Origin of the sequence: Microbacterium sp. LWH10-1.2 (assembly GCF_038397765.1) — a bacterium.
In the GTDB taxonomy this organism is placed as follows: domain Bacteria; phylum Actinomycetota; class Actinomycetes; order Actinomycetales; family Microbacteriaceae; genus Microbacterium; species Microbacterium natoriense.
On record NZ_CP151638.1, the window covers coordinates 2,380,998 to 2,400,951 of the forward strand.

The window sequence follows — 19,954 nt, forward strand, 5'->3', positions numbered from 1 at the left end:
GTCGAGTTGTAGTCCACGGCTACGACCCCGCCCCCTCGTCGTCATCGGCCTGCTCCGCGACGCCTGCCGCGATCGCGGCCTCGAATGCCGCTTCGCTCGCGTCGAGGTCTCCCCTCTCGTGTTCGACATCGGCAAGGTCGAGGTACGCACGCGGTTCACCGGCTTCTGCCGCAGCACGGAGCACCTCCGCCGCAGCATCGAGGTCCCCGGCCGCACGCAAGGCATCGCTCAGCTGCCAGCCGGTCGTGGGGTCAAGGGCGTACGCATGCTCAAGTACTGCCCGTCCGGCGTCGTCGGAGCCGAACTCCAACTCCAACGTGCCGAGGTTGACGAGGGCGGCGACGTCGTCCGGATCAAGGAGGAGCGCCGCCCGGTAGTCTGCTCTCGCCGACTCGACATCACCCGCCCGCTCGTAGGCCAGGCCGCGATTCACTCGACTCTGCAGATCCGGTTCCGCCAAGCTGCTGTATGCATCGATGGCTCCCTGATAGTCCTCAAGCCCCAGGCTGACGAGTCCGAGGTTCGAGAACACGATCGAGTCTGCGCCAACTGCACCGGATGCTTCGACGAGAAGATCTCGGGCATGCAGCAGATTCCCCTGATCGAACGCGGCCTTGGCACGCTCTTCGAGTCGCACCCAGTCAGGCTGGGGATCGTTTGTGCTCATCGTTCTTCGCGCTCCTTGTCCGGCTGTGTCTCCGCAAAGGCGAGGACTCTGCGGCCCCTTCTTCATCAAGCCACGCGTTGAGCGCGTGAACCATGTCGAAGGACACGCGGCTGTTGCAGACCGTGCCGCGAAGAACAGTGGTCGTGCCATCCTTCAGCTCAACCTCGACGTCTCTGCTCGCAAGCGCCCCATCGACGATCGTCCAAGCGAGGTAGAAGAAGGGGCCTTCGTACGGCCGGCTTCGGAACATCCGTATGCTGCCCCGATGCAACCGCCTGCGCGACCACCATGACGTCGCCGTGACGACGTCGCCGCTCACGATCACCCCCGTGAACGGTAGCCGCACCCAGAGCCAGGCCGTCATGCCGAGGAGTCCTATCAGGATGACATGAATCGCCTGCGGCGCTCCTGCGCCCATCGGGCTGAGGAGGAACATGGCAGGCACGAATCCGGTGAAGACTGAACTCACGGCCAGCCTCAGCGCCCGCCCCGCCCTACCCGCGGGGATGGCCATCGTCGGCAGAGCCATAGAACCGTCCTATCTGAGGCGACCGTTGTGAACGAACGCCGAGCCATTCAGCCAACACTCCGGCTAAAGGAAGCTGACACCTATGAGAGTAACGATCACCGCTACCTCATAGGTAAGGGCAAACTCGAGGATGACTCGCCGCCGCTCCGGCGGCAGATTCGGCGACCGCTTGGGTTCAGTCGCCGCGCCTTCGTCGGGAACGGATCCGATCTCGGCATGCTCGATCGCAGGTTCGCGCGACCCTAGCCGGATCCGCGCTCGTATTAAGCGGATGACGGCCGTGACGGCCAGCGCGAGAGCAAGAGCGACGACCACAACGCCCAGCACGTTCCAATCCCCGGCGGGGACACACTTCCGCACCCATCGCACCACCCAGTCAATGCCAACGAACAGAATCACTACGCCGGTAGTAAAAGGGATCCACAGAGGCGTCGCGTTCGCAAGCCCGCGCTGGAGAGCAGGGCCGTCACGGTACACAGCACGTTGGAGCTGCACCAGCCACGGGCTGAGCACCACCGCGAAGATCCCCATCCCACAGGCGGAAAGATACGAGAACCCGGCGGGAACACAACTGGACTCTGTCATCGATGTCACCCCTCGCTTGCGTGCCGCTCAGACTGCGCTCAAACTGAGCAGCCCAACAACTATGAATCCGCATAGACGAGGACGGCCTCGACCCCGATGATGACGACCGCACTCATCCTGGGAGCCGCGCTCCGATCGCCATCTGCCAACTCATCCTCACGAGTAGATCTTTCAGACCCATCTATGCCCTCGATTGCAACGGGTCGCTATCCAACTTCTGCAGGGTTCGACCCATCCTTCCCACTCTGTGTGAGATGTTGGCCATATCTACCAGTCTGACGTATCGAGCAGTCGGCATGTACTTACTCGCACGCACTCCGACGAGTCCCGTAGCAAGAGACAGAAAGATGTTCCAGTCATACCACCCCAGGCACGCACCAAAACTGGTCCTCTGTCGCCACGAGTGGACGAAGATCCATCCAAGAAATGTTGCGGGAATCAATACCAGCAGATACAACCCTCTGAATGCACAGAGAGCGAACAGGAGAATGACGTCAAAGATGACGATCATGGCAAGGCTCTCGATCCCGCGGATCGGGGCGTAAGCCTTGGCGGGAGTTCATGTCCAACAGAAGTATCCGATCTCGCCACGTGCTACTCACCGACCTTCCGCATCCCGGCCGGAGCGAGCTCGCCCGTATAGTACCTCTGGACATACTCATCCATGCTCAATCGACTACGTCGAGTCCCTCCGGCGATCTGATGCCCAGTCGCGACGCCGTCGATTCCCGGAGCGTAGGTGACGACGTTGGGATGCAGCGTCTCTCCATCGCGCAGCCGGGCACGCACGTAGGCGACGACTTCCTCACGCGCGGCCTCGTTGCTCCCCTGCATGACACACCCCATCATCTCGCGCACAGTTCCCTCCGCCGTGGTCGCGTACACCAACCAAACTATGAATCGTCGTTGACTCCACGGGCCAAGACGCAACCGAGACAACTGAATGTCATAGGAGAAAGGACCAGGACTCGGAATCGACGCCCACGGATCCGGCAACGGATCGGGCGCATCGGGCCAGTACAGCGGGTTCGTGCCCGTCTCGATAGACGCATCCGGTTCAGGCAGCCTGGAGACGGAAGCATCTTCCGCGACACCTAGCAGTGCTTCACCGCTAGCGCCATCGGCATCCTTGCCAGGTCGCGGATGCTCCACGCGGTCGCGGAACACCTCGCGACCCGCCGCCACGATCTCGCATCGGTAGTACAACGACGCATCCGCACTGATCACACGCTCCTCCCCCTCTCCCACACCGACGGTATTGAGGGGCTGGTCAAGCTCACGCAACCGCGCGACCAACGTGTCACGGAAGAAGAGAACATCCCGATACGGCAACGCCTCCAATGCCTCCGTCAGCTCCGCGATCTTCTCGTCCTCCAACGACCCGCCAAGACGGTCGATCAGAGACCAGAAGCGATCGTCGTCCATCAATGGCCGCGCTGGAGCGTCCTTCCCGGTCTCCGGGATCTCGACGGTTCCAACCACCGAGTCCACCCAGGCGACCGGATCCTTGAACACCGTAGGCAGCACCCGATCTTGATCACCTTTTGGGACACGCTCAAATCCCCCGCTTCGATCAGAGCATTCATCCCATCACCTTTCCCCTGCGGGTATATAGAGGCGGATGGCGCCCGAGCAGCGTTACTGGGAACGGCACGTCCCTGACCTAACTATTGTCAATGTTGCCTTCATCAGAGCTAATCTACGGTTCTGCCGGTCGTCAACTTCGGGTCACCGTGATGCGGAGAACCTGAATTCACCTGAGTTTCTTCTCTCATCGTGGGCATCATTCAAAACTAAAAGGCACGACCACGAACTGCGCGTATCAGCCGTCCACCAGTTTGAAAGAGATCTCTTGCAGCTTGCGTGACGATTTGAATATTCTTTCGCATGATGTTCGCCCTGGGTACGGCAAACGCGCCGCGCACCGCTGAGCCTACGACGTATCCGACGGCATCTGCCGGAGGGGTCTTGATGCCGATCACCGCGTCCAGGGTGAAATGGGGGACTACTTGGACCATCAGCCGCCCCGGCGACAGTGGTGGAGTCGTCGGCCGTCGTGCGCGTGACCAGACCGTAGTCCCGACGCAGAGCCGTGCCGGGCACGATCGCCGCCGTCGTCGGAGACGACGGCGTCTTCCACTTCAACTGGAGAGTCGACGCCCAGCCGTCCTCTCGATGTTCGATCCTGATACGCCGGGTCTCCCCCGCCGCGACCGTGATAGGCGCCCCGTAACGCTCCGCTACCGTGCGAAAAGAAACAACATTCCCTATATCCAGGGATCACCCCAGGCGATAGGTTTTGTTCATGGTCCTTCCCCATCTTCTGCCCCTCGTTCCAGCGCCCGTGACCGCCACCGCAGGAGAAGGACGGATGCCGCTCACCGCCGCCTCCTCGGTGTCCGGACCCGCAGCCGCCACGGCGCAGCTTATCGACGCGGTCGCCCGACGCAGCGGCATCCGGCTGTCCTCCGTCGAGGGCGATGCCGACATCACTCTGCGCGTCGACGGCACTGTCGCGAAGCCCGAGGGCTACAGCCTCACGGTCGGCGAGCGTGTCGAGGTCGTCGGCGCCGATGACGCCGGCCTCTTCTACGGCATCCAGACCCTGCTGCAGCTGCTGCGCGAAGACGAAGACGGCTCCTGGGGCCTCCTCCTCGCCACCGTCGCGGACGCGCCCCGCTTCGCCCGCCGCGGCGTGATGCTCGACGTCGCACGCCACTTCTTCGGCGTCGACGACGTCAAGACCTTCATCGACGCGACCAGCGCCCTCAAGTTCAACCACCTGCACCTGCACCTGAGCGACGACCAGGGCTGGCGCATCCACATCGACTCCTGGCCGAAGCTCACCGAACTGGCGGCGACGACATCGGCGAACGGCGACCCCGGCGGCTTCTACTCGAAGGACGACTACCGCGAGATCGTCGCGCACGCGGCATCCCGCCACATGATCGTGATCCCCGAGATCGACCTCCCCGGCCACACGCACGCGATCGGCGTCGCGTACCCGGAGCTCGTCGAGGCCCCCGTGCTGAACGACGGACTGATCTCGGAATCCGCGCGCCTCGGTCAGCCGCTCCCCGTCGCCGGCGAGACCTACATCGGCTGGGGCGTCGGGCACTCCAGCGTGCGCATCCACGAGGAGCGCACCTACGACTTCGTGCGCGACGTCGTGCGCGAGCTCGCCGAGATGACCCCAGGCCCGTACATCCACGTCGGGGGCGACGAGTCGCTCGGAACCCCCCAGGCCGACTTCGACCTGTTCGCGGCACGGGCCACCGAGATCGTCGTCGCGGCGGGCAAGACGCCCGTCGCCTGGCACGAGATGGGCTCAGCGGCCGACATCGCGGAGGGCACTGTCGGACAGTACTGGGGCAACACCACCCCGCAGGGCACGCACGCCGAGGAGGCAGCGCAGTTCGTCGCACGCGGCGGGGCGCTCATCATGTCGGCCTCGAACGTCGCCTACCTCGACATGAAGTACACGCCGGAGTTCCCGCTCGGACTCGACTGGGCTGCCATCATCGACGTCCGGGCCGCCTACGAGTGGGAGCCGACAGCCGTGCTCGACGTTCCCGCCACCGCGATCCTCGGAGTCGAGACCCCGCTGTGGAGCGAGACGACCCGCACCATCTCCGAGGTCGAGCAGCTCGTCTTCCCGCGCGCCGCAGCCCAGGCGGAGATCGCCTGGTCGCCGCAGACCGCGCCGGAGCGCACCTGGGACTCCTTCCGCGCACGGCTGGGTGCACTCGCTCCACTGTGGAAGGCTGAGGGGGTCGACTTCCACCCCAGCCCCGAGATCCCCTGGAGCGCACGATGAGCGTCCACACCTCCACGACGGGCTCGCTCGTCATCCACTCCGCACGCGTCGTGGACGGCGGCGAGATCGTCGAGAACGGCTGGGTGCGATTCGAGCACGGCGCCGTGGCCTCGCGCGGCTCAGGGTCGGACTGGGCGCCGGCCGACGAGATCGTCGATGCGTCCGCGGTCGCCGGAGCGGATGCCGTGCTCACGCCGGGGTTCGTCGACATCCACGGCCACGGAGGCGCAGGCGCCGCCTTCGACGACGGCATCGAGGCGATCCGCACCGGCAGGGCGCTGCACCGCGCGCACGGCACGACGCGCGCCGTCATCTCGCTGGTCACGGCGACACTCGACGAGCTCGCGCTCAGCGTCGCCGGCATCGCCGACCTGATGCAGACGGATGCCGACATCCTCGGTTCGCACCTCGAAGGCCCCTTCCTCGACCCCGGGCACCACGGCGCCCACGAGCCGACGCTGCTGCGGCACCCTGTGGCGGGTGACGTCGAGCGCCTGCTGGAGGCGGGGCGCGGCACGATCCGCCAGATCACGATCGCGCCGGAGCTCCCCGGAGGGCTCGACGCCATCCGGCAGATCGTCGCCGCCGGCACCGCGGCCGCGGTCGGGCACACCGATGCGGATGCCGCGATGGCCGTCGCCGCGTTCGAAGCGGGAGCCTCGATCCTCACCCACGCCTTCAACGCGATGCCCGGCATCCACCACCGCGCCCCCGGGCCGGTGCTCGCCGCAGCGGCCGACCACCGCGTCGTGCTCGAGGCGATCGCCGACAACGTGCACCTCGACCCGCACGTGATCAAGCTCGTGTTCGACTCCGCCCCCGGGAGGGTCGCACTGATCACCGACGCCATGGCGGCCGCGGGCAGCGCCGACGGCCACTACGACCTGGGCACGGTGAGCGTCACGGTCGAGAACGGGATCGCGCGCGCCGACGACACCGGGTCGATCGCGGGCTCCACGCTGACCCAGGATGTGGCTCTGTTGAGGGCCGTGCAGGCGGGCGTGACGCTGCCCGAGGCGGTGCGCGCATTGACCGAGACCCCGGCCCGCGCGATCGGGCGCGGCGAACGGATCGGCAGCCTGCGGATCGGATCGGTCGGCGACGCCGTGCTTCTCGATGCACAGCTGCGCGTCGCGCGCGTATGGGTGGGTCAGCGGCTCTGAGAACCGCGCATCGCGCGACGACGCGCAGCTCTGCGCTCTCCGGTCGAAATATGTGCGGGGCGGGAGGCCGCCTTCTCCCCAGATCGGCGGCCTCACCCCCACAACAGAGCAGGTGGGCCGGGAACTCCTCCCCCGAGGCTCCCGACCCGCCAGCTGGTGCTGTTGCCCCTCGCACCAGCGCCTCAGGACTCCGCCCCCCGGTGGAGCCCTTATGGCTGTCTCTACGTGATGAGACGAACTCAGCCGCCGTTCATTACGCGACTTCCCAGAAAATCTTCGAAAATCTTTCCCCTCCGCCAGGCCACAGATTCGGAAATAGTGAACGACCTGGACTTTTGGCCAAAACTCAAGATCTGCTTTGGACTTTCGTCAGGGGTGGCCTAGCTGAAAGAATCGGGAGAGAATGGAAAAGACGCGTGATGAAGAGCGGTCTCACGCGTCTCTTCATGTGAAGGCGCACCCGCGCCCCACGACAGATGGATGACTGTGGACGACGAGAACACACTGCACGACGACGCGATCGCGGACGCCGACCTGGTTCTGCGCACCCGCTCGGGTGACGCGACGGCCTTCGGCGAACTGTGGCGACGGCACTATCCGTCCGGCATGTCCGTCGCGCGCTCGATCACGTCTTCGATCGACCCCGACGACCTCGTGCAGGAGTCCTACACCCGCATCTACCAGGCGATCATCAAGGGAGGCGGACCCAACGGCTCCTTCCGCGCCTACCTCTTCACCAGCATCCGCAACACCGCCGCCGCATGGGGACGCTCCCGCCGGGAGTCCGCGATCGATGAGCTCGACGCGGTCGCCGACCCTGACAGCACCGAGCAGGCGGCGAATGAGGCCCTCGACCGCGGTCTCACCTCGCAGGCCTTCCGCAGCCTCCCCTCCCGCTGGCAGGAGGTGCTCTGGTACACCGAGATCGAGCAGATGAAGCCCAATGAGGTGGCGCCGCTGCTCGGCATGAAGGCCGGAGCCGTGTCGCAGCTCGCCTTCCGTGCTCGCGAAGGCCTCAGAGAAGCGTGGATCCAGGCGCACCTGCGCAGCGCGGCCCCCGGGTCGGACTGCCAGTGGACGATCGAGCATCTCGGCGCGTACACGCGAGGCAACCTGAGCACTCGCGACCACAAGCGCCTCGAACAGCACCTCGACGAGTGCGCACGCTGCATGATCGTCGCCGCCGAGGCCAAGGACGTCTCGAAGCGCCTCGCGCTCGTACTGCTCCCCCTCGTGCTCGGCATCGCCGGCTCGGCGGGCTACCTCGCCACCCTCCAGGGCGGCGGCGCACCCATCGTCGCGCTGGCGGCCATGCCCTCCAGCGTCGTCCAGGGCGGCGTCGTCGCCGGCGGCGCCGCGGGCGGAGCAGCCGGCGGATCAGCAGGATCCGGAGCCGGAGGCTCTGCGGGCGGCGGCGCAGCAGCGGCCGGAGGCATCTTCACCGGAGTCGGCGCGCTCGTCGGGGCAGGCTCCGCGGCACTCATCGTCGCCGGCGTCGTCGCCGCGGCCACCATTCTGCCCGGCCTCAGCAGCGCTGACCCGTCGACCTCGCTGTCGAACGCCGCGGCGAGCGACTCCTCGTCGATCGCCGCCGACATCGCCCCCGACGACTCGATGTCGTCCGAGGAGACGACCGTCGTCGAGCCGCCGGCACCGCCTGCACCCCCGGCCCCGCAGCCGCCGGTCGAAGAGGCCTCCGCTCCGGAATCCGCTCCCGTGGTGACGCCGCCGGCGCCCCCGGTGACTCCGGAGAAGCCCGTCGACCCCGTGAAGCCGGTCGACCCCGAGAAGCCCGTCGACCCGATCGATCCCATCGACCCCGAGCCTCCGGTGCTGCCGGAGGGAGCTCCGACCTTCGTCTCGGCCGACGTGACGTGCACCTGGGACCCGACGGAGCTCATCCCCGTCACGCACTACCGCATTCAGGTATCGGGTGCAGTGGGAGCGACCGCACAGGTGCTCCTCGACGGATCGACCGCAGGGACGACCGGTGCGGTGCTCGACTCCGCCGGGAGCGGTGTGGTCGATGTTCGCCCGACGTTGTCGCAGATCCTCGACAACGTCGGCGTCTCGTTCCAGTACACGCTCCTCCTCCCCGATGGCACGCTGAAGGTCGGCGAGCCCGGCGAGACGACGGCCCTCTGGGACATCGGCCTCCCGACTGAGTGCGTCCGCATCGGTGACGCTCCCTCCGGAACCGACCCCGGCGATGAAGGCACTGCTCCGGCCGAAGACCCGCTCGCGAGCGACACACCCGCGTCGATCGCTCCCGAGTCACCCGTGAGCGACCCTGCTCCGGTCGAGTCCGTCGCTCCGGTGGACCCCGCGGCCTCCGTCGAGCCGGCAGCACCGCCCGCACCGGTCGCGCCCGCGCCCGCGCCCGTAGAGGCTCCCGCCGCACCTGCTCCTGAGGACTCCACCGCACCCGCGCAGGCGAGCCTGCTGGGCGCCGCGGTCGACACCGTCGCAGACGTCGCCGGCACCGCTCCTTCGCCGGCCGAGTAGCTTCCGAGCGGCGAATAGACTGGGGTCATGCCCCAGGAATCCGCACCCGTACCCGGCGTAGACCGCCCGAACATCACCGTGCTCGACGTGGTGCGCGCCATCGTCCTGGTCGTCGCCGTCGGCACACTCGCGCTCTGGGGCTTCGCCACCTGGCCGCTGCCGTGGAATGTCGTCCTGGGCATCGGCGCCCCCGTGATCGTCATCCTCGTCTGGGCGCTGTTCCTGTCTCCCAAGCCTGTCCTCCGGCTGCACCCGTTCCTCCGCGCGGCTGTGGAACTGCTGATCTACGTCGGCGTCACCATCGCATGGTGGCTCATGGACCAGCCGCTCGTCGGCATCGCCTTCGGCGTCGTCGCCGTCGGCGCCGGACTCGTCAGCGGGCGCCGCAGCCTGTCATGACCGCGCTCGAGCAGCTGACAGCCGCTCTCGGCGACCTCGTCGACACCGCTCCCGCCGCGCTCGAGTCCGCACGGGCCGACCGCTCGGGTCACGCCGCTCCCGGTCTCCCCCTCGCCGTCGTGCACGCCGAGACGGTCGAGCACGTCCAGCAGGTCATGCGCATCGCCACGTCGACGCGTACGCCGGTCGTCGTCAGAGGCGCGGGAACCGGTCTCGCCGGGGCCGCGAACGGAGGCGCGGGAGAGATCGTGCTCTCCACGGCGCGCATGACCGCGGTCACCGAGATCCGCGCCGACGATCTGCTCGCGGTGGTCGAGCCGGGCATCCTCAACGCCGACCTCAACGACCTGCTCGCCGAGCACGGGCTCTGGTGGGCGCCCGACCCCGCCAGCCGCGCGATCTCGACCGTCGGCGGCAACATCGCCACGGGCGCAGGCGGGCTCCTCTGCGCCAAGTACGGAGTCGTGCGCGACGCCGTGCTCGGCGTCGCGCTGGTCCTCGCCGACGGCCGACTGCTCCACCTGGGGCATCGGAGCGTCAAGGGAGTGACCGGCCTGGATCTCACCTCTCTCGTGATCGGCTCGGAGGGAACGCTCGGCGTCGTCGTCGGCGCCACCCTGAAGCTGCGCCGGCTCGTCTCCGGCACCACGTGCACGATCACCGCGACCTTCCCCAGCGTGCGGGCGGCCGCCGTCGCATCCGCTGCGGTGACGGCGACCGGCATCCAGCCCGCGATCATGGAGCTGATGGATGCGGCGAGCCTAGCCGCGGTCGCCGCCCTGCTCTCTCTACCCGCACCGGATGCCGGCATGGCGCAGCTGACCATCCAGACCGACGGACCCGCCGCCGTCGCCGAGGCGGATGCCGTGGCCGAGGTCCTCCGCACCAGCGGCGGCGCTGTGCAGGTCTCGCACGATCGCGAAGAGGGCGAACGCCTGCTCGCCGTCCGCCGTTCCATGCACGCGGCCATGGCAGCGCTCGGCACCACGCTCATCGAGGACGTCTCGGTCCCCCGCAGCGCGATGCCGGCGATGTTCGACGAGATCGCGCGCATCGAACGCGAGTACGCGCTCACGATCCCGACCGTCGCGCATGCCGGAGACGGCAACCTGCACCCGAACTTCATCTTCGATGGACCCGACGTGCCCGAGCACGTGTGGGATGCCGCTGGCGCGCTGTTCCGCGCCGCCATCGCCCTGGGCGGCACGCTCACCGGCGAGCACGGCATCGGCACTCTGAAGAGCCGCTGGCTGGCCGAGGAGCTGGGCGACGATCAGTGGGAGCTGCAGCGGCAGATCACCAGGGTGTTCGACCCCCTCGGCATCCTGAACCCGGGAAAGGTGTTCCATGCCTGACATCCACGTGAGCGCGGCCGTGATCGTCGACGACGACGGGCGCGTGCTCGTCGTCCGGAAGAACGACACCGTCCGCTTCATGCAGCCTGGCGGCAAGCCGGAGGAGGGCGAGTCCCCCGCGCAGACGCTCGTCCGCGAACTGCACGAGGAGCTCGGCGTGCTGCTCGACGAGGGCGACCTCGAGCCCCTGGGCACGTTCATCTCGGAGGCGGCGAACGAGCCGGGGCACCGCGTGGTCGCCGAGGCCTTCTCCGCGACGGTCGACCCCGCCGCAGTGACGGTCCAGGCCGAGCTCGCGGAGCTGCGGTGGATCACCCGCGAGGACGCGGAGACGCTCCCGCTCGCCCCGCTGAGCGTGGAGCACCTGCTGCCGATCGCCTGGTCGCGCTAGAGGCGCACGAACCTCACCGCGTTTCGTCTCGCTCCGCTCGCTCAACGACCGACAGCGGACTCGAGTCGCCTCCCCGGTCGTTGAGCGAGGAAGCGCAGCGACCGAGAGGAAACGCTCCGAGTTCGGGTCAGATGCCCTGCCAGGCCGGCTTGTTCGCGAACGTGTAGCGGTAGTAGTCGGCGAGCTTCAGGCGCGACGCGGCGGCCTCGTCCACGACGACGGTCGCGTGCGGGTGCAGCTGGATGGCCGATCCGGGGAGGATCGCCGAGAGCGGCCCCTCGACGGCATCCGCCACCGCCTGCGCCTTGCCCTCGCCGAACGCGAGCAGCACGAGGTGCCGCGCCCGCAGGATCGTCCCGAGCCCCTGGGTGATGCAGTGGCGGGGCACGTCGTCGATCGAGTCGAAGAAGCGGGCGTTGTCCTCACGGGTCTGCTCGGTGAGGGTCTTGACGCGCGTGATGGAGGCGAAGGACGAGCCGGGCTCGTTGAACCCGATGTGCCCGTCGGTGCCGATGCCGAGGATCTGCAGGTCGACGCCGCCCGCCGCCGTGATGGCCGCCTCGTAGTCCTCTCCCGCGTGCTGGATGGTCGCCTCGGCGCCGTTGGGCACGTGGATGCGCTGCGGGTCGAGTCCGAGCGGCTCGACGACCTCTCGGGTGATCACCGAGCGGTAGCTCTCGACGTGCGCGGGGTCGAGGCCGACGTACTCGTCGAGGGCGAAGCCGCGCACCCGCGAGACGTCGACACCGGCGAGCCGCGAGCGCAGGGCCTGGTAGACCGGCAGCGGGGTCGAGCCCGTGGCGAGTCCGAGAACCGCATCCGGACGACCGGTGATCAGCTCGACGATCTCGGCGGCGACCAGCTCCCCTGCGGCTTCCTTGTTCTCGACGATGACGACTTCAGCCATGGGAAACGATCTCCTTCGAAGGGACGGACGCACCCACGAGGGCGGCGCCGAAAGCGGCCGCCGGAGACCCGGCGGGGAGCATCTCGATTCTCTCATCCAGGTGGAGAGAGCGCATGAACGGCGACGATGCAGCGCCGGCCAGAAGAGCAGAGCGGATGCCGTCTTCGAGACGGTCTCCGAGGGCGGTGAGACCACCGCCGATGATGACCCTGTCGACGTCCGCCGAGAGGACGAGGACGCGCACTCCGGCAGCGCCCCCGGCGAAGAGGTCGGCACGGAGGGCGAGCGCGAGCGGGTCGCCGGACTCCGCGGCATCCAGGATGTCCCGCACGGGGAGCGCACCGGGGCGGCCCCAGGCCTTGGCCAGAGCACCGCCGCCGCAGAGCGTCTCCACGCAGCCGACCTGGCCGCATCCGCAGAGCCTGCCGTTCGGGTCGACGGAGAGGTGGCCGACCTCGCCGGCCGTGCCGCGGGAGCCGCGCCAGATCCGGCCGTCGACGACGATGCCGGCGGCGACGCCGGTGCCGAGGTTCAGGTACGCCATCGATCCCGCAGCTCCGCGCAGCACCGCAGCGCCGAGGGCGGCGGCCTTGACGTCGTTCTCCACCCGGAATCCGATGCCGAGACGGGCGCTCGCGAGCTCCGCGAGGTCGAGGGATTCCACGCCGAGGTTGACGGCGTGCAGCACACGGCCGGACTCCTCGTCGACGAGTCCGGGGATGCCGACTCCGACCGACCCGATGTCGGCCAGGTCGAGGCCCGACTCCACGGCGAGCGTGGTGACGGCGTCGACGACGTTCGCGACGACCTCCTCGCCACCCCATCCGCTCAGGCGACGGACGCGTCCGATGATCTCGTCGTCCTCCCCCACCGCGACGGCGTCGATCTTGGTCCCACCGACGTCGAGGCCGACCCGGACCGGCCTCGCGGTCACGAGACTCCCAGCTGGCTGGAGAGCACCATCACCGCGGCTCCGCGCAGGACGATGTCGTCCTGCTGCGTCAGGCGGATCTCCACGTCTTCGAACACGCCCTCCAGGGTGCGGGCGTGCAGGGTCTCGATGGCGGCGTCGATGAGGGTCCCGTCGAGCAGTTCGGCAGGGCCCGACAACACGACCTCGGAGAGGTCGAGCGCGGCGACGATCGGAGCGATGCCGATGGCCATGCGGGTGCCGGCGTCGCGCAGGATCTCATCGCGCGACTCGGGGGTCGCGTCGATCGCGGCGCTGAGCCTGCTGACGCTCAGCCAGGCCTCCAGGCATCCGTCCTTGCCGCACGCGCAGCGCGGGCCGCCGTCGGTGCCGACCACGACGTGGCCGATCTCGCCCGCGGCGAAGCGGCTGCCCAGCAGCGGCTGGCTGCCGGTGATCAGACCGGCGCCCACTCCTCGGCCGATCTTGATGAGCATGAAGTCGGCCTTCGCCTCGCCGAAGGTGTACTCGGCGAGGACGGCGGCGTTGGCGTCGTTGCGCACCAGCACGGGCAGATCGAGGTCGATGCCGAGCTTGGCCTCGAGCGGCAGGTTCGTCCAGCCGAGGTTCGGCGAGCTGAGCACGAGCCCGTCGGGGCGCACGACACCGGGGGTGCCGAGGCCGACGCCGAGCACCGGCTGCGTTGCCGCGGCCACGAGGGTGCGGGCGAGCTCCAGCGTCGCCGCATAGGCGGCGGCGCCGTCTGCGGCCTCGGGGCGCGGCACCTCACGGCGCTCCAGCACGTCGCCGTCGAGGCTCAGGACGGCGCCGACGAAGGCGCTCGGACCCGAGAGGTCGATTCCGACGATCTGGTGGCCGACGCGATCGATGTCGATCAGGATCGGAGGCTTGCCAGGGCCCACGGTCTCGCGGATGCCCATCTCGACGACGATGCCGTCGGCGATGAACTCGGCGACGAGGTCGGAGATCGTCACGCGGGTCAGTCCGGTCTCCCTGGAGAGGTCCGCCCGGCTCATCGCCCCTGCGTGGTAGAGCGTCTGCAGAACGAGGGCGCGGTTGTGCCCGCGGGCGTGCTCGGGGAGCACTTTGGAACGGGAGCGCAGGTGGCGTCCAGGCCCGAAGGCGTGAGTGTTCGCACCGGCGTAGTCTGACGACGATGGAGGACGCGTTTCATCCGATACGGACATGTTTGTTAGTAGACCTTACGAACAAAATTTACGCAACCCCCGCCACACGGTGCGGAACGAGGGTTACCAAAACGTTACATTATTTCGGCGTTGATATCGCCGCCGCTTCCGCCCTCTCTACGAGACGTTCGACCAGTCCCGCGACGATCTCCTCGCGCTGAGCGATCGTCAGCGGCTTCCCGGGGATGCCGGGTCGACGCTGTGCGGGAGTCGGACCGTCGAGGGGACGATACCGCACCCCCGCCTGCGCGAGGCGACGGAGATGGGTCGGCAGGCGTCGCGAGAAGTCCGCGACGTCACCGGAGTCCCCACCCTCCCACAGCCGCTCGGCGATCGCCGACAGGCGGGGGAAGGCCGAGAAGTCCACACGGTCCCTGGTGGGCAAGTGCTCGGTCCAGATGTTCGCCTGGCCGCCCGCCGCCCCCGGCTCGACCCGGAGCGAGTACGCCCGCTCGATCGTGAGCGGCGGCCCCACCCTGATCGGCTCCTCCTCCGAGTCGGACTGCGGATAGTCGAGGTACACCTCCAGATCGGGGCAGGCGATCACAGGGATGCCGCGGCGGAGCGCCTCACGCATGGCGGCGGGTCCGCGCCAGGCGAGGATCTCCACGCCGTCCGGGACATCCCCCTCCAGCACCTCGTCCCAGGCGAGCGCCGTGCGGCCGTTGCGCCGCACCTGCTCCACGAAGTGCGCCGTGAACCACGGCTGCACATCGTGCGGATCGTCGAGCCCGAGCTCGCGCATCCGCTCCCCCGCTGCGGCGCTCTCCGCCCATTCCGTGACCGGCACCTCGTCACCGCCGATGCCGATCCAGGGTGAGTCGAACAGGGCGCACAGCGCGTCGATGGCCGCGTAGCCGAACGCCAGCGACGCGTCCGTCGGCGCGAGTGTGCGCGGATTCACCCCGAAGCGCTCCCACGCCGAAGACGGCGGCTCTCCGACATCGAGGTTGCCGAGCTCCGGGTAGGCGGCGAGCCCCGCCTGGATGTGTCCGGGCAGCTCCACCTCCGGAACGACCGTCACGAACCGCTCGGCGGCGTAGGCGACCAGCTCACGCAGCTCGGCATCCGTGTAGAAGCCCTCGTGCACGCCCGGCTCGACCGTCGCCAGGACGCCGTGACCCCGCTGCGTCGCCTCGCGGCGAGCGCCGACCTCCACGAGCCGCGGGTAGCCGGGCACCTCGAAACGCCACCCCTGGTCATCGGTGAGGTGCAGATGCAGCACGTTCAGGTGGTGGTCAGCGAGCAGATCGATCAGGCGGCGCACGTCCTCAGCCGGACGGAAGTGCCGCGCGACGTCGAGCATCGCACCGCGCCAGCCGTACGCCGGCGAGCCGTCCCACGTTCCCGCGGGTATCCGCGCCGAGTCCGCTCCCGGCTCTCGCAGCTGTCGCAGCACGGTCGCCCCTCGGAACACCCCCGCAGGGCTCGCCCCGCACACGTCGATGCCGTCGGCGGCGACGACGATGCGGAACGCCTCCGTCCCGATGCGCCCTTCGGCGTCCGGAGCCGCGGCGAGCGACTCGTCGATCCGCAGACGGATCCCCGGCAGCGCGCCGTCCGCCTCCCCGCCGAGGCGGGCGACGCTCGATGCGAGATCGGGCGAGGCGATGATCGGCGTGGCCGATGTCCAGACGAACGCCGGTGCCGACGGATCGATCACGCTGCGCACGAGCGGGACCGTCGCGCGGTGCGGAGCGGGCGGCATCCGCAGCGCCGCTCCGGGCGTCGCACCGGTGACGGCTCCCCGCTCGACGACAGGGACGCCGCCGACGAGCACCTCGACGACGCCGATCGGAGCCTCCCTCGGCGACTCGAAGGTCGCTCCGGCCGCCACCGTCTCGGGATCGAACAGGACCAGATCGGCGGTGGCGCCCTCGCGGATCACTCCACGCGGCGCATCGCCGCGGTCGAGACCGAGCCGGGCGGCGGGTGTCCCCGCGAGATGGCGCACGGCCTCCTCCAGCGTCAGCACGCCGAGCTCCCGCACATAGTGCCCGAGATAGCGGACGAACGTCCCGCGCCCGCGAGGATGCGGCCTGGCGCCGATGAGGATGCCGTCGCTGCCCCCGCTGTGGCGCGGATGCGCCATGATCGCACGCACGTTGTCCTCGTCGCCGATGTGCATGAGGATGCCGGTCGCTCCGGCATCCTGCACGATCGTGTCGAGCACGACGTCGACCGGGCGCCGCCCGGAGTCCGCGGCGATCTCCGCCACCGTGCGCCCGACGAGGTCGGCCAGCTCCGGTGCGGTCGTGCCGGAGATCTGGATCGCGCTCCAGTCGGCCTTCTCGCCGTGGAACCCGTCGCAGCCGATGTCCTCCAGCTCGACCCGCACGGCCTCACGGCCCTCGTCGTCCAGCGCGGAGATCGCGGCGAGCAGATCGCCGCGCTCAGAGAGCCTGCTGGGGAGCAGAGCCGCCAGCGTGGTGGCCCCCGGGAGGTAGGGGTAGGTGTCGAGCGTCACGTCGACGCCGTCGGCGATCGCCGCGTCCACGAGAGCGAGCAGCTCGGCTGCCCTCCCCCGATTGGGCGCGAAGTTCATGGTGGCGTGGGTGAGGTGCACCGGGCAGCCCGTGCGGCGGCCGATCTCGATCGCCTCGCGGTAGGCGTCGAGGGCGGCGCCTCCGTAGCTGCGCGTGTGCGGAGCCCAGTATCCGCCGCGCTCGGCGACCACGCGGCACAGCGCCTCGAGCTCCGCGGTGTCGGCGTACATCCCCGGGGTGTAGGTGAGCCCGCTCGACATGCCGAACGCACCCGCGTCGAGCGCCTCGCCGAGCAGATCCGACATCGCGGCGATCTCACCGGCGGTCGCCCTCCGGTTCTCGTGGCCGACGACCATCATCCGGAGGTTGCCCTGCGGAACCAGGACGGCCGCGTTCGCCACCGCCGCGGCGTCGATCGCATCGAGCAGGTCGCCCATCGTGCGCCACGGAACGGCTGCCGGCGTGCCGTTCCAGCCCGCGATCTGCGCGGGGATCACGGATGCCGTCGCCTCGTCGAGCGGCGCGTAGCCGAGCCCGTCCTGACCGAGGACCTCGGTCGTCACTCCCTGCAGGATCTTCGCATCGTGACGTGCGCCCTCGAGCACGGAGAGCTCGCTGTGCGCGTGCATGTCGATGAATCCGGGCACGAGGACCAGACCGGTCACATCGACCTCCACCGCGCCGGGTGGAAGCTCGACATCGCCGCCGAGACCGTCGCGCATCAGCGCGACCACTCTGGCACCCTCGATCGCGACATCCGCGAGGAAGCGCGGGGCGCCGGTGCCGTCGACGACCGTCGCGTTCCGATAGACCCGTACCGGCTTCTCCGAGCTCAGAAGCATCCCGCCACCGCCGCTCGCGCGCACAGGTGAACGGCGTTCGGAATTAGTACAGGCATCTAACAACGCTACTAGTCTTGAGCCATGACTGTGAAGACCCGCGTTTCCACCGACGCCGCCCCCGCTCCCGCACACACGTTCTCCCAGGGTGTCCGCAAGGGCCCGATCGTCCAGGTCTCCGGGCAGGGTCCGGTCGATCCGGTGACCAACGAGTACCTCTTTCCCGGTGACGTCGCCGCGCAGACCACGCGCACCCTCGAGAACGTCAAGGCCATCGTCGAGGCGTCGGGAGCGACCTTCGACGACGTCGTGATGCTGCGCGTCTACCTCACCACGCGCGAGGACTTCCCGATCATGAACGAGGCCTACGGCGCCTTCGTCACGGCGCACACGACCAGCGGAGTGCTGCCGTCCCGCACGACCGTCTTCACCGGTCTTCCGCGCGAGGAGATGCTGGTCGAGATCGACGGACTCGCGGTCGTCGGCTGACCCCTGCGGGATCGCAGGAGACCTGGGGTTTTCCGTTGCCTCCTCGTTACCTGCGATCCCGTACAATTAGTGGACAAAAGAGCCACGTGAGAGCCGGGGGGTGAAGTTCGTGACCGATCTGATTTCAGCGCCGGACGCTGCGACCGGGAAGCTGGTGGATGCCACCGCGCCCAGCGAGGGTCCCGCGTCCGTCTCGCCCGCTGACGACGCGCCCACGCAGGCTCTGCCGCCCACCGATGGCGAGCAGCCTCTCGCCTGGGCCCCGATCGAGCCCGCGCCGAAGAAGAAGCGCCTCGGACTCTGGATCGGCCTCGGCGTCGGCGTCCTCGCTCTCGGAGCCGGTGCGGCATCCATGATCCTCATCGCCCCCGGCACCACCGTCGCCGGCGTGTCCGTCGGCTGGATGACACCGGGAGCCGCCGCCGATGCGATCAGCGCCCACGTCGCCGAGACGAAGATCACGCTCACCGGGGCCGGCGACGACGCCGTGCTGACCGGCGCCGACCTCGGGGCGTCGATCGACGCCCGCGAGCTCGCCGACAAGGCCTTCTCGTCGAACCCGATGTGGAACGTCACCGCGTGGGGCGCCGCTCTTCCCGGCACGATCACCCTCGACCAGGCGAAGTCCGAGGCCGCACTGCGCGACGCCGTTCCGTCGAGCTTCGTCGACCCGGTCGATGCGTCCGTCGCCTTCGACCCCGCCACCGGCGCCTATGCGGTCACCCCAGCCGAGGCGGGCACGGCGATCGACGTCGACGACCTCGCCGCCGCGATCTCCGAGACCGTGTCCGATGGCGGCAAGAACCTGGAGTTCTCCGGCGACCCGACGCCCGCCATGGCTGCGGTCACCGACGAGAACGCCACGACGATCGCGACCTCGCTGAACACGCTGCTCGGCACCATCGGCTTCTACGTCGGCGATGAGCGCACCGTTCCCGTCGACGCCGCCACCGCAGCGAGCTGGCTCAAGGTCGTCGACACCGACGGGAAGCTCAGCATCGAGGCCGACCCTGCGCTGATCCAGGCGACCGTCGACACCCTGCCCGGTCTCGTCGACCGGGCGCCGGTGAACGCGGCGAACGTCACCAACTCGGCCGGCAAGGTGCTGCGCGAGGAGACGGCCGGAGTCAACGGACGCACGATCGGCGACACCTCCGACATCGCGTCGGACTTCGCGACCCAGCTCGAGAGCGGCGACGGCATCTACCCGCTCACGGTCACCGAGACGCCGTTCCAGTCCGTGAACCTGGTGCGCACCGCCGACGTGAACCTCAGGACTCAGACGGCGAGCTTCTACGAGAACGGCCAGCTGGTCAACTCCTGGAAGATCTCCTCTGGGGCCGCAGGACACGAGACGCAGACCGGCAACTTCACGATCCGGGCGCACGTGCGCATCCAGGACATGAAGGGCGCCGACTACGTCACGAAGGACGTCCCCTGGGTCACCTACTTCAACGGAGACCAGGCGTTCCACGGCACGTACTGGCACAACAACTTCGGACGGGTCATGAGCCACGGCTGCGTGAACATGCCCATCTCCGCCGCGAAGTGGGTGTACGACTGGGCGCCGGACGGCGTCGAGGTCTCGGTCCACTACTGAGCAGCTGAGAGAGCGCCCGTCGGTTCACCGGCGGGCGCTCTCTCGTATGTGCTCGTGCGACCTGAGGCGACGTCGACCGCTCGGGCGCATCGGACGGCGACCGA

At 68.7% G+C, this 19,954-nt stretch carries 16 protein-coding genes; 8 read left to right on the plus strand and 8 right to left on the minus strand.

Annotated elements, in window-relative coordinates; translation table 11 throughout:
- Nucleotides 1-19: 19 nt before the first annotated feature.
- The 4 genes from MRBLWH10_RS11400 to MRBLWH10_RS11415 all read right to left on the minus strand — a co-directional run bounded on the left by MRBLWH10_RS11400 (nt 20) and on the right by MRBLWH10_RS11415 (nt 3,296).
- Nucleotides 20-667: a tetratricopeptide repeat protein gene (locus MRBLWH10_RS11400; protein ID WP_341939949.1), complete on the minus strand. Its 648-nt coding sequence runs from the start codon at nt 665-667 to the stop codon at nt 20-22.
- Complete coding sequence (locus MRBLWH10_RS11405; RefSeq protein ID WP_341939950.1) at nt 642-1,196, minus strand: hypothetical protein; 555 nt, start codon at nt 1,194-1,196, stop codon at nt 642-644. Before MRBLWH10_RS11405 ends, MRBLWH10_RS11400 begins: the two co-directional genes overlap by 26 nt.
- Before the next feature lie 63 nt (nt 1,197-1,259).
- On the minus strand, nt 1,260-1,781 hold the full coding sequence (locus tag MRBLWH10_RS11410) for a hypothetical protein (protein ID WP_341939951.1): 522 nt from the start codon (nt 1,779-1,781) through the stop codon (nt 1,260-1,262).
- 594 nt (nt 1,782-2,375) lie between these two features.
- Nucleotides 2,376-3,296, minus strand: coding sequence for a DUF4240 domain-containing protein (locus tag MRBLWH10_RS11415; protein WP_341939952.1), 921 nt, complete (start codon nt 3,294-3,296; stop codon nt 2,376-2,378).
- Between the two features lie 790 nt (nt 3,297-4,086).
- Here MRBLWH10_RS11415 and MRBLWH10_RS11420 point away from each other — a divergent pair.
- The 6 genes from MRBLWH10_RS11420 (at nt 4,087) to MRBLWH10_RS11445 (ending at nt 11,411) form a co-directional block, all read left to right on the plus strand.
- Complete coding sequence (locus tag MRBLWH10_RS11420) at nt 4,087-5,598, plus strand: family 20 glycosylhydrolase (protein WP_341939953.1); 1,512 nt, start codon at nt 4,087-4,089, stop codon at nt 5,596-5,598.
- Nucleotides 5,595-6,761: an amidohydrolase family protein gene (locus MRBLWH10_RS11425; RefSeq protein ID WP_341939954.1), complete on the plus strand. Its 1,167-nt coding sequence runs from the start codon at nt 5,595-5,597 to the stop codon at nt 6,759-6,761. The genes MRBLWH10_RS11420 and MRBLWH10_RS11425 overlap by 4 nt, the downstream gene beginning before the upstream one ends.
- Nucleotides 6,762-7,241: 480 nt before the next feature.
- On the plus strand, nt 7,242-9,266 hold the full coding sequence (locus MRBLWH10_RS11430) for a sigma-70 family RNA polymerase sigma factor (RefSeq protein ID WP_341939955.1): 2,025 nt from the start codon (nt 7,242-7,244) through the stop codon (nt 9,264-9,266).
- Nucleotides 9,267-9,293: 27 nt separating this feature from the next.
- A complete protein-coding gene (locus MRBLWH10_RS11435) occupies nt 9,294-9,665 on the plus strand; it encodes a YrdB family protein (RefSeq protein WP_341939956.1) in 372 nt (123 codons plus the stop codon).
- Nucleotides 9,662-11,020 carry an FAD-linked oxidase C-terminal domain-containing protein gene (locus MRBLWH10_RS11440; RefSeq protein ID WP_341939957.1) on the plus strand — a complete coding sequence of 453 codons (1,359 nt, stop codon included), beginning with the start codon at nt 9,662-9,664 and terminating at the stop codon, nt 11,018-11,020. The genes MRBLWH10_RS11435 and MRBLWH10_RS11440 overlap by 4 nt, the downstream gene beginning before the upstream one ends.
- Nucleotides 11,013-11,411: an NUDIX domain-containing protein gene (locus tag MRBLWH10_RS11445; protein WP_341939958.1), complete on the plus strand. Its 399-nt coding sequence runs from the start codon at nt 11,013-11,015 to the stop codon at nt 11,409-11,411. The genes MRBLWH10_RS11440 and MRBLWH10_RS11445 overlap by 8 nt, the downstream gene beginning before the upstream one ends.
- Nucleotides 11,412-11,538: 127 nt before the next feature.
- Here the strand turns inward: MRBLWH10_RS11445 and nagB are convergent, their stop codons facing one another.
- The 4 genes from nagB to MRBLWH10_RS11465 form a co-directional block, all read right to left on the minus strand.
- Nucleotides 11,539-12,318, minus strand: coding sequence for a glucosamine-6-phosphate deaminase (gene nagB / locus MRBLWH10_RS11450; protein WP_341939959.1), 780 nt, complete (start codon nt 12,316-12,318; stop codon nt 11,539-11,541).
- Complete coding sequence (locus MRBLWH10_RS11455; RefSeq protein ID WP_341939960.1) at nt 12,311-13,252, minus strand: ROK family protein; 942 nt, start codon at nt 13,250-13,252, stop codon at nt 12,311-12,313. The genes nagB and MRBLWH10_RS11455 overlap by 8 nt, the downstream gene beginning before the upstream one ends.
- Complete coding sequence (locus MRBLWH10_RS11460; protein ID WP_105677129.1) at nt 13,249-14,436, minus strand: ROK family transcriptional regulator; 1,188 nt, start codon at nt 14,434-14,436, stop codon at nt 13,249-13,251. Before MRBLWH10_RS11460 ends, MRBLWH10_RS11455 begins: the two co-directional genes overlap by 4 nt.
- Nucleotides 14,437-14,515: 79 nt before the next feature.
- Nucleotides 14,516-17,764 (minus strand): family 20 glycosylhydrolase, encoded by a 3,249-nt coding sequence (locus tag MRBLWH10_RS11465; RefSeq protein WP_341939961.1) that lies wholly within the window; start codon nt 17,762-17,764, stop codon nt 14,516-14,518.
- A gap of 81 nt (nt 17,765-17,845) precedes the next feature.
- On the opposite strand from MRBLWH10_RS11465, the gene MRBLWH10_RS11470 reads away from it, so the two are divergent.
- Nucleotides 17,846-18,250 (plus strand): RidA family protein, encoded by a 405-nt coding sequence (locus tag MRBLWH10_RS11470; RefSeq protein ID WP_105677131.1) that lies wholly within the window; start codon nt 17,846-17,848, stop codon nt 18,248-18,250.
- Between the two features lie 109 nt (nt 18,251-18,359).
- On the plus strand, nt 18,360-19,850 hold the full coding sequence (locus tag MRBLWH10_RS11475; protein WP_341939962.1) for a L,D-transpeptidase family protein: 1,491 nt from the start codon (nt 18,360-18,362) through the stop codon (nt 19,848-19,850).
- Nucleotides 19,851-19,954: the final 104 nt, after the last annotated feature.

What these genes read in the sequence shown, in the direction of transcription:
- MRBLWH10_RS11425 (WP_341939954.1), top strand. Translation starts at nt 5,595, where the DNA reads ATGAGCGTCCACACCTCCACGACGGGCTCGCTCGTCATCCACTCCGCA.
- MRBLWH10_RS11430 (WP_341939955.1), top strand. Translation starts at nt 7,242, where the DNA reads ATGACTGTGGACGACGAGAACACACTGCACGACGACGCGATCGCGGAC.
- MRBLWH10_RS11400 (WP_341939949.1), bottom strand. Translation starts at nt 667, where the DNA reads ATGAGCACAAACGATCCCCAGCCTGACTGGGTGCGACTCGAAGAGCGT.
- MRBLWH10_RS11405 (WP_341939950.1), bottom strand. Translation starts at nt 1,196, where the DNA reads ATGGCTCTGCCGACGATGGCCATCCCCGCGGGTAGGGCGGGGCGGGCG.
- MRBLWH10_RS11435 (WP_341939956.1), top strand. Translation starts at nt 9,294, where the DNA reads ATGCCCCAGGAATCCGCACCCGTACCCGGCGTAGACCGCCCGAACATC.
- MRBLWH10_RS11410 (WP_341939951.1), bottom strand. Translation starts at nt 1,781, where the DNA reads ATGACAGAGTCCAGTTGTGTTCCCGCCGGGTTCTCGTATCTTTCCGCC.
- MRBLWH10_RS11470 (WP_105677131.1), top strand. Translation starts at nt 17,846, where the DNA reads ATGACTGTGAAGACCCGCGTTTCCACCGACGCCGCCCCCGCTCCCGCA.
- MRBLWH10_RS11440 (WP_341939957.1), top strand. Translation starts at nt 9,662, where the DNA reads ATGACCGCGCTCGAGCAGCTGACAGCCGCTCTCGGCGACCTCGTCGAC.
- MRBLWH10_RS11465 (WP_341939961.1), bottom strand. Translation starts at nt 17,764, where the DNA reads ATGCTTCTGAGCTCGGAGAAGCCGGTACGGGTCTATCGGAACGCGACG.
- nagB (WP_341939959.1), bottom strand. Translation starts at nt 12,318, where the DNA reads ATGGCTGAAGTCGTCATCGTCGAGAACAAGGAAGCCGCAGGGGAGCTG.
- MRBLWH10_RS11445 (WP_341939958.1), top strand. Translation starts at nt 11,013, where the DNA reads ATGCCTGACATCCACGTGAGCGCGGCCGTGATCGTCGACGACGACGGG.
- MRBLWH10_RS11420 (WP_341939953.1), top strand. Translation starts at nt 4,087, where the DNA reads ATGGTCCTTCCCCATCTTCTGCCCCTCGTTCCAGCGCCCGTGACCGCC.
- MRBLWH10_RS11460 (WP_105677129.1), bottom strand. Translation starts at nt 14,436, where the DNA reads ATGTCCGTATCGGATGAAACGCGTCCTCCATCGTCGTCAGACTACGCC.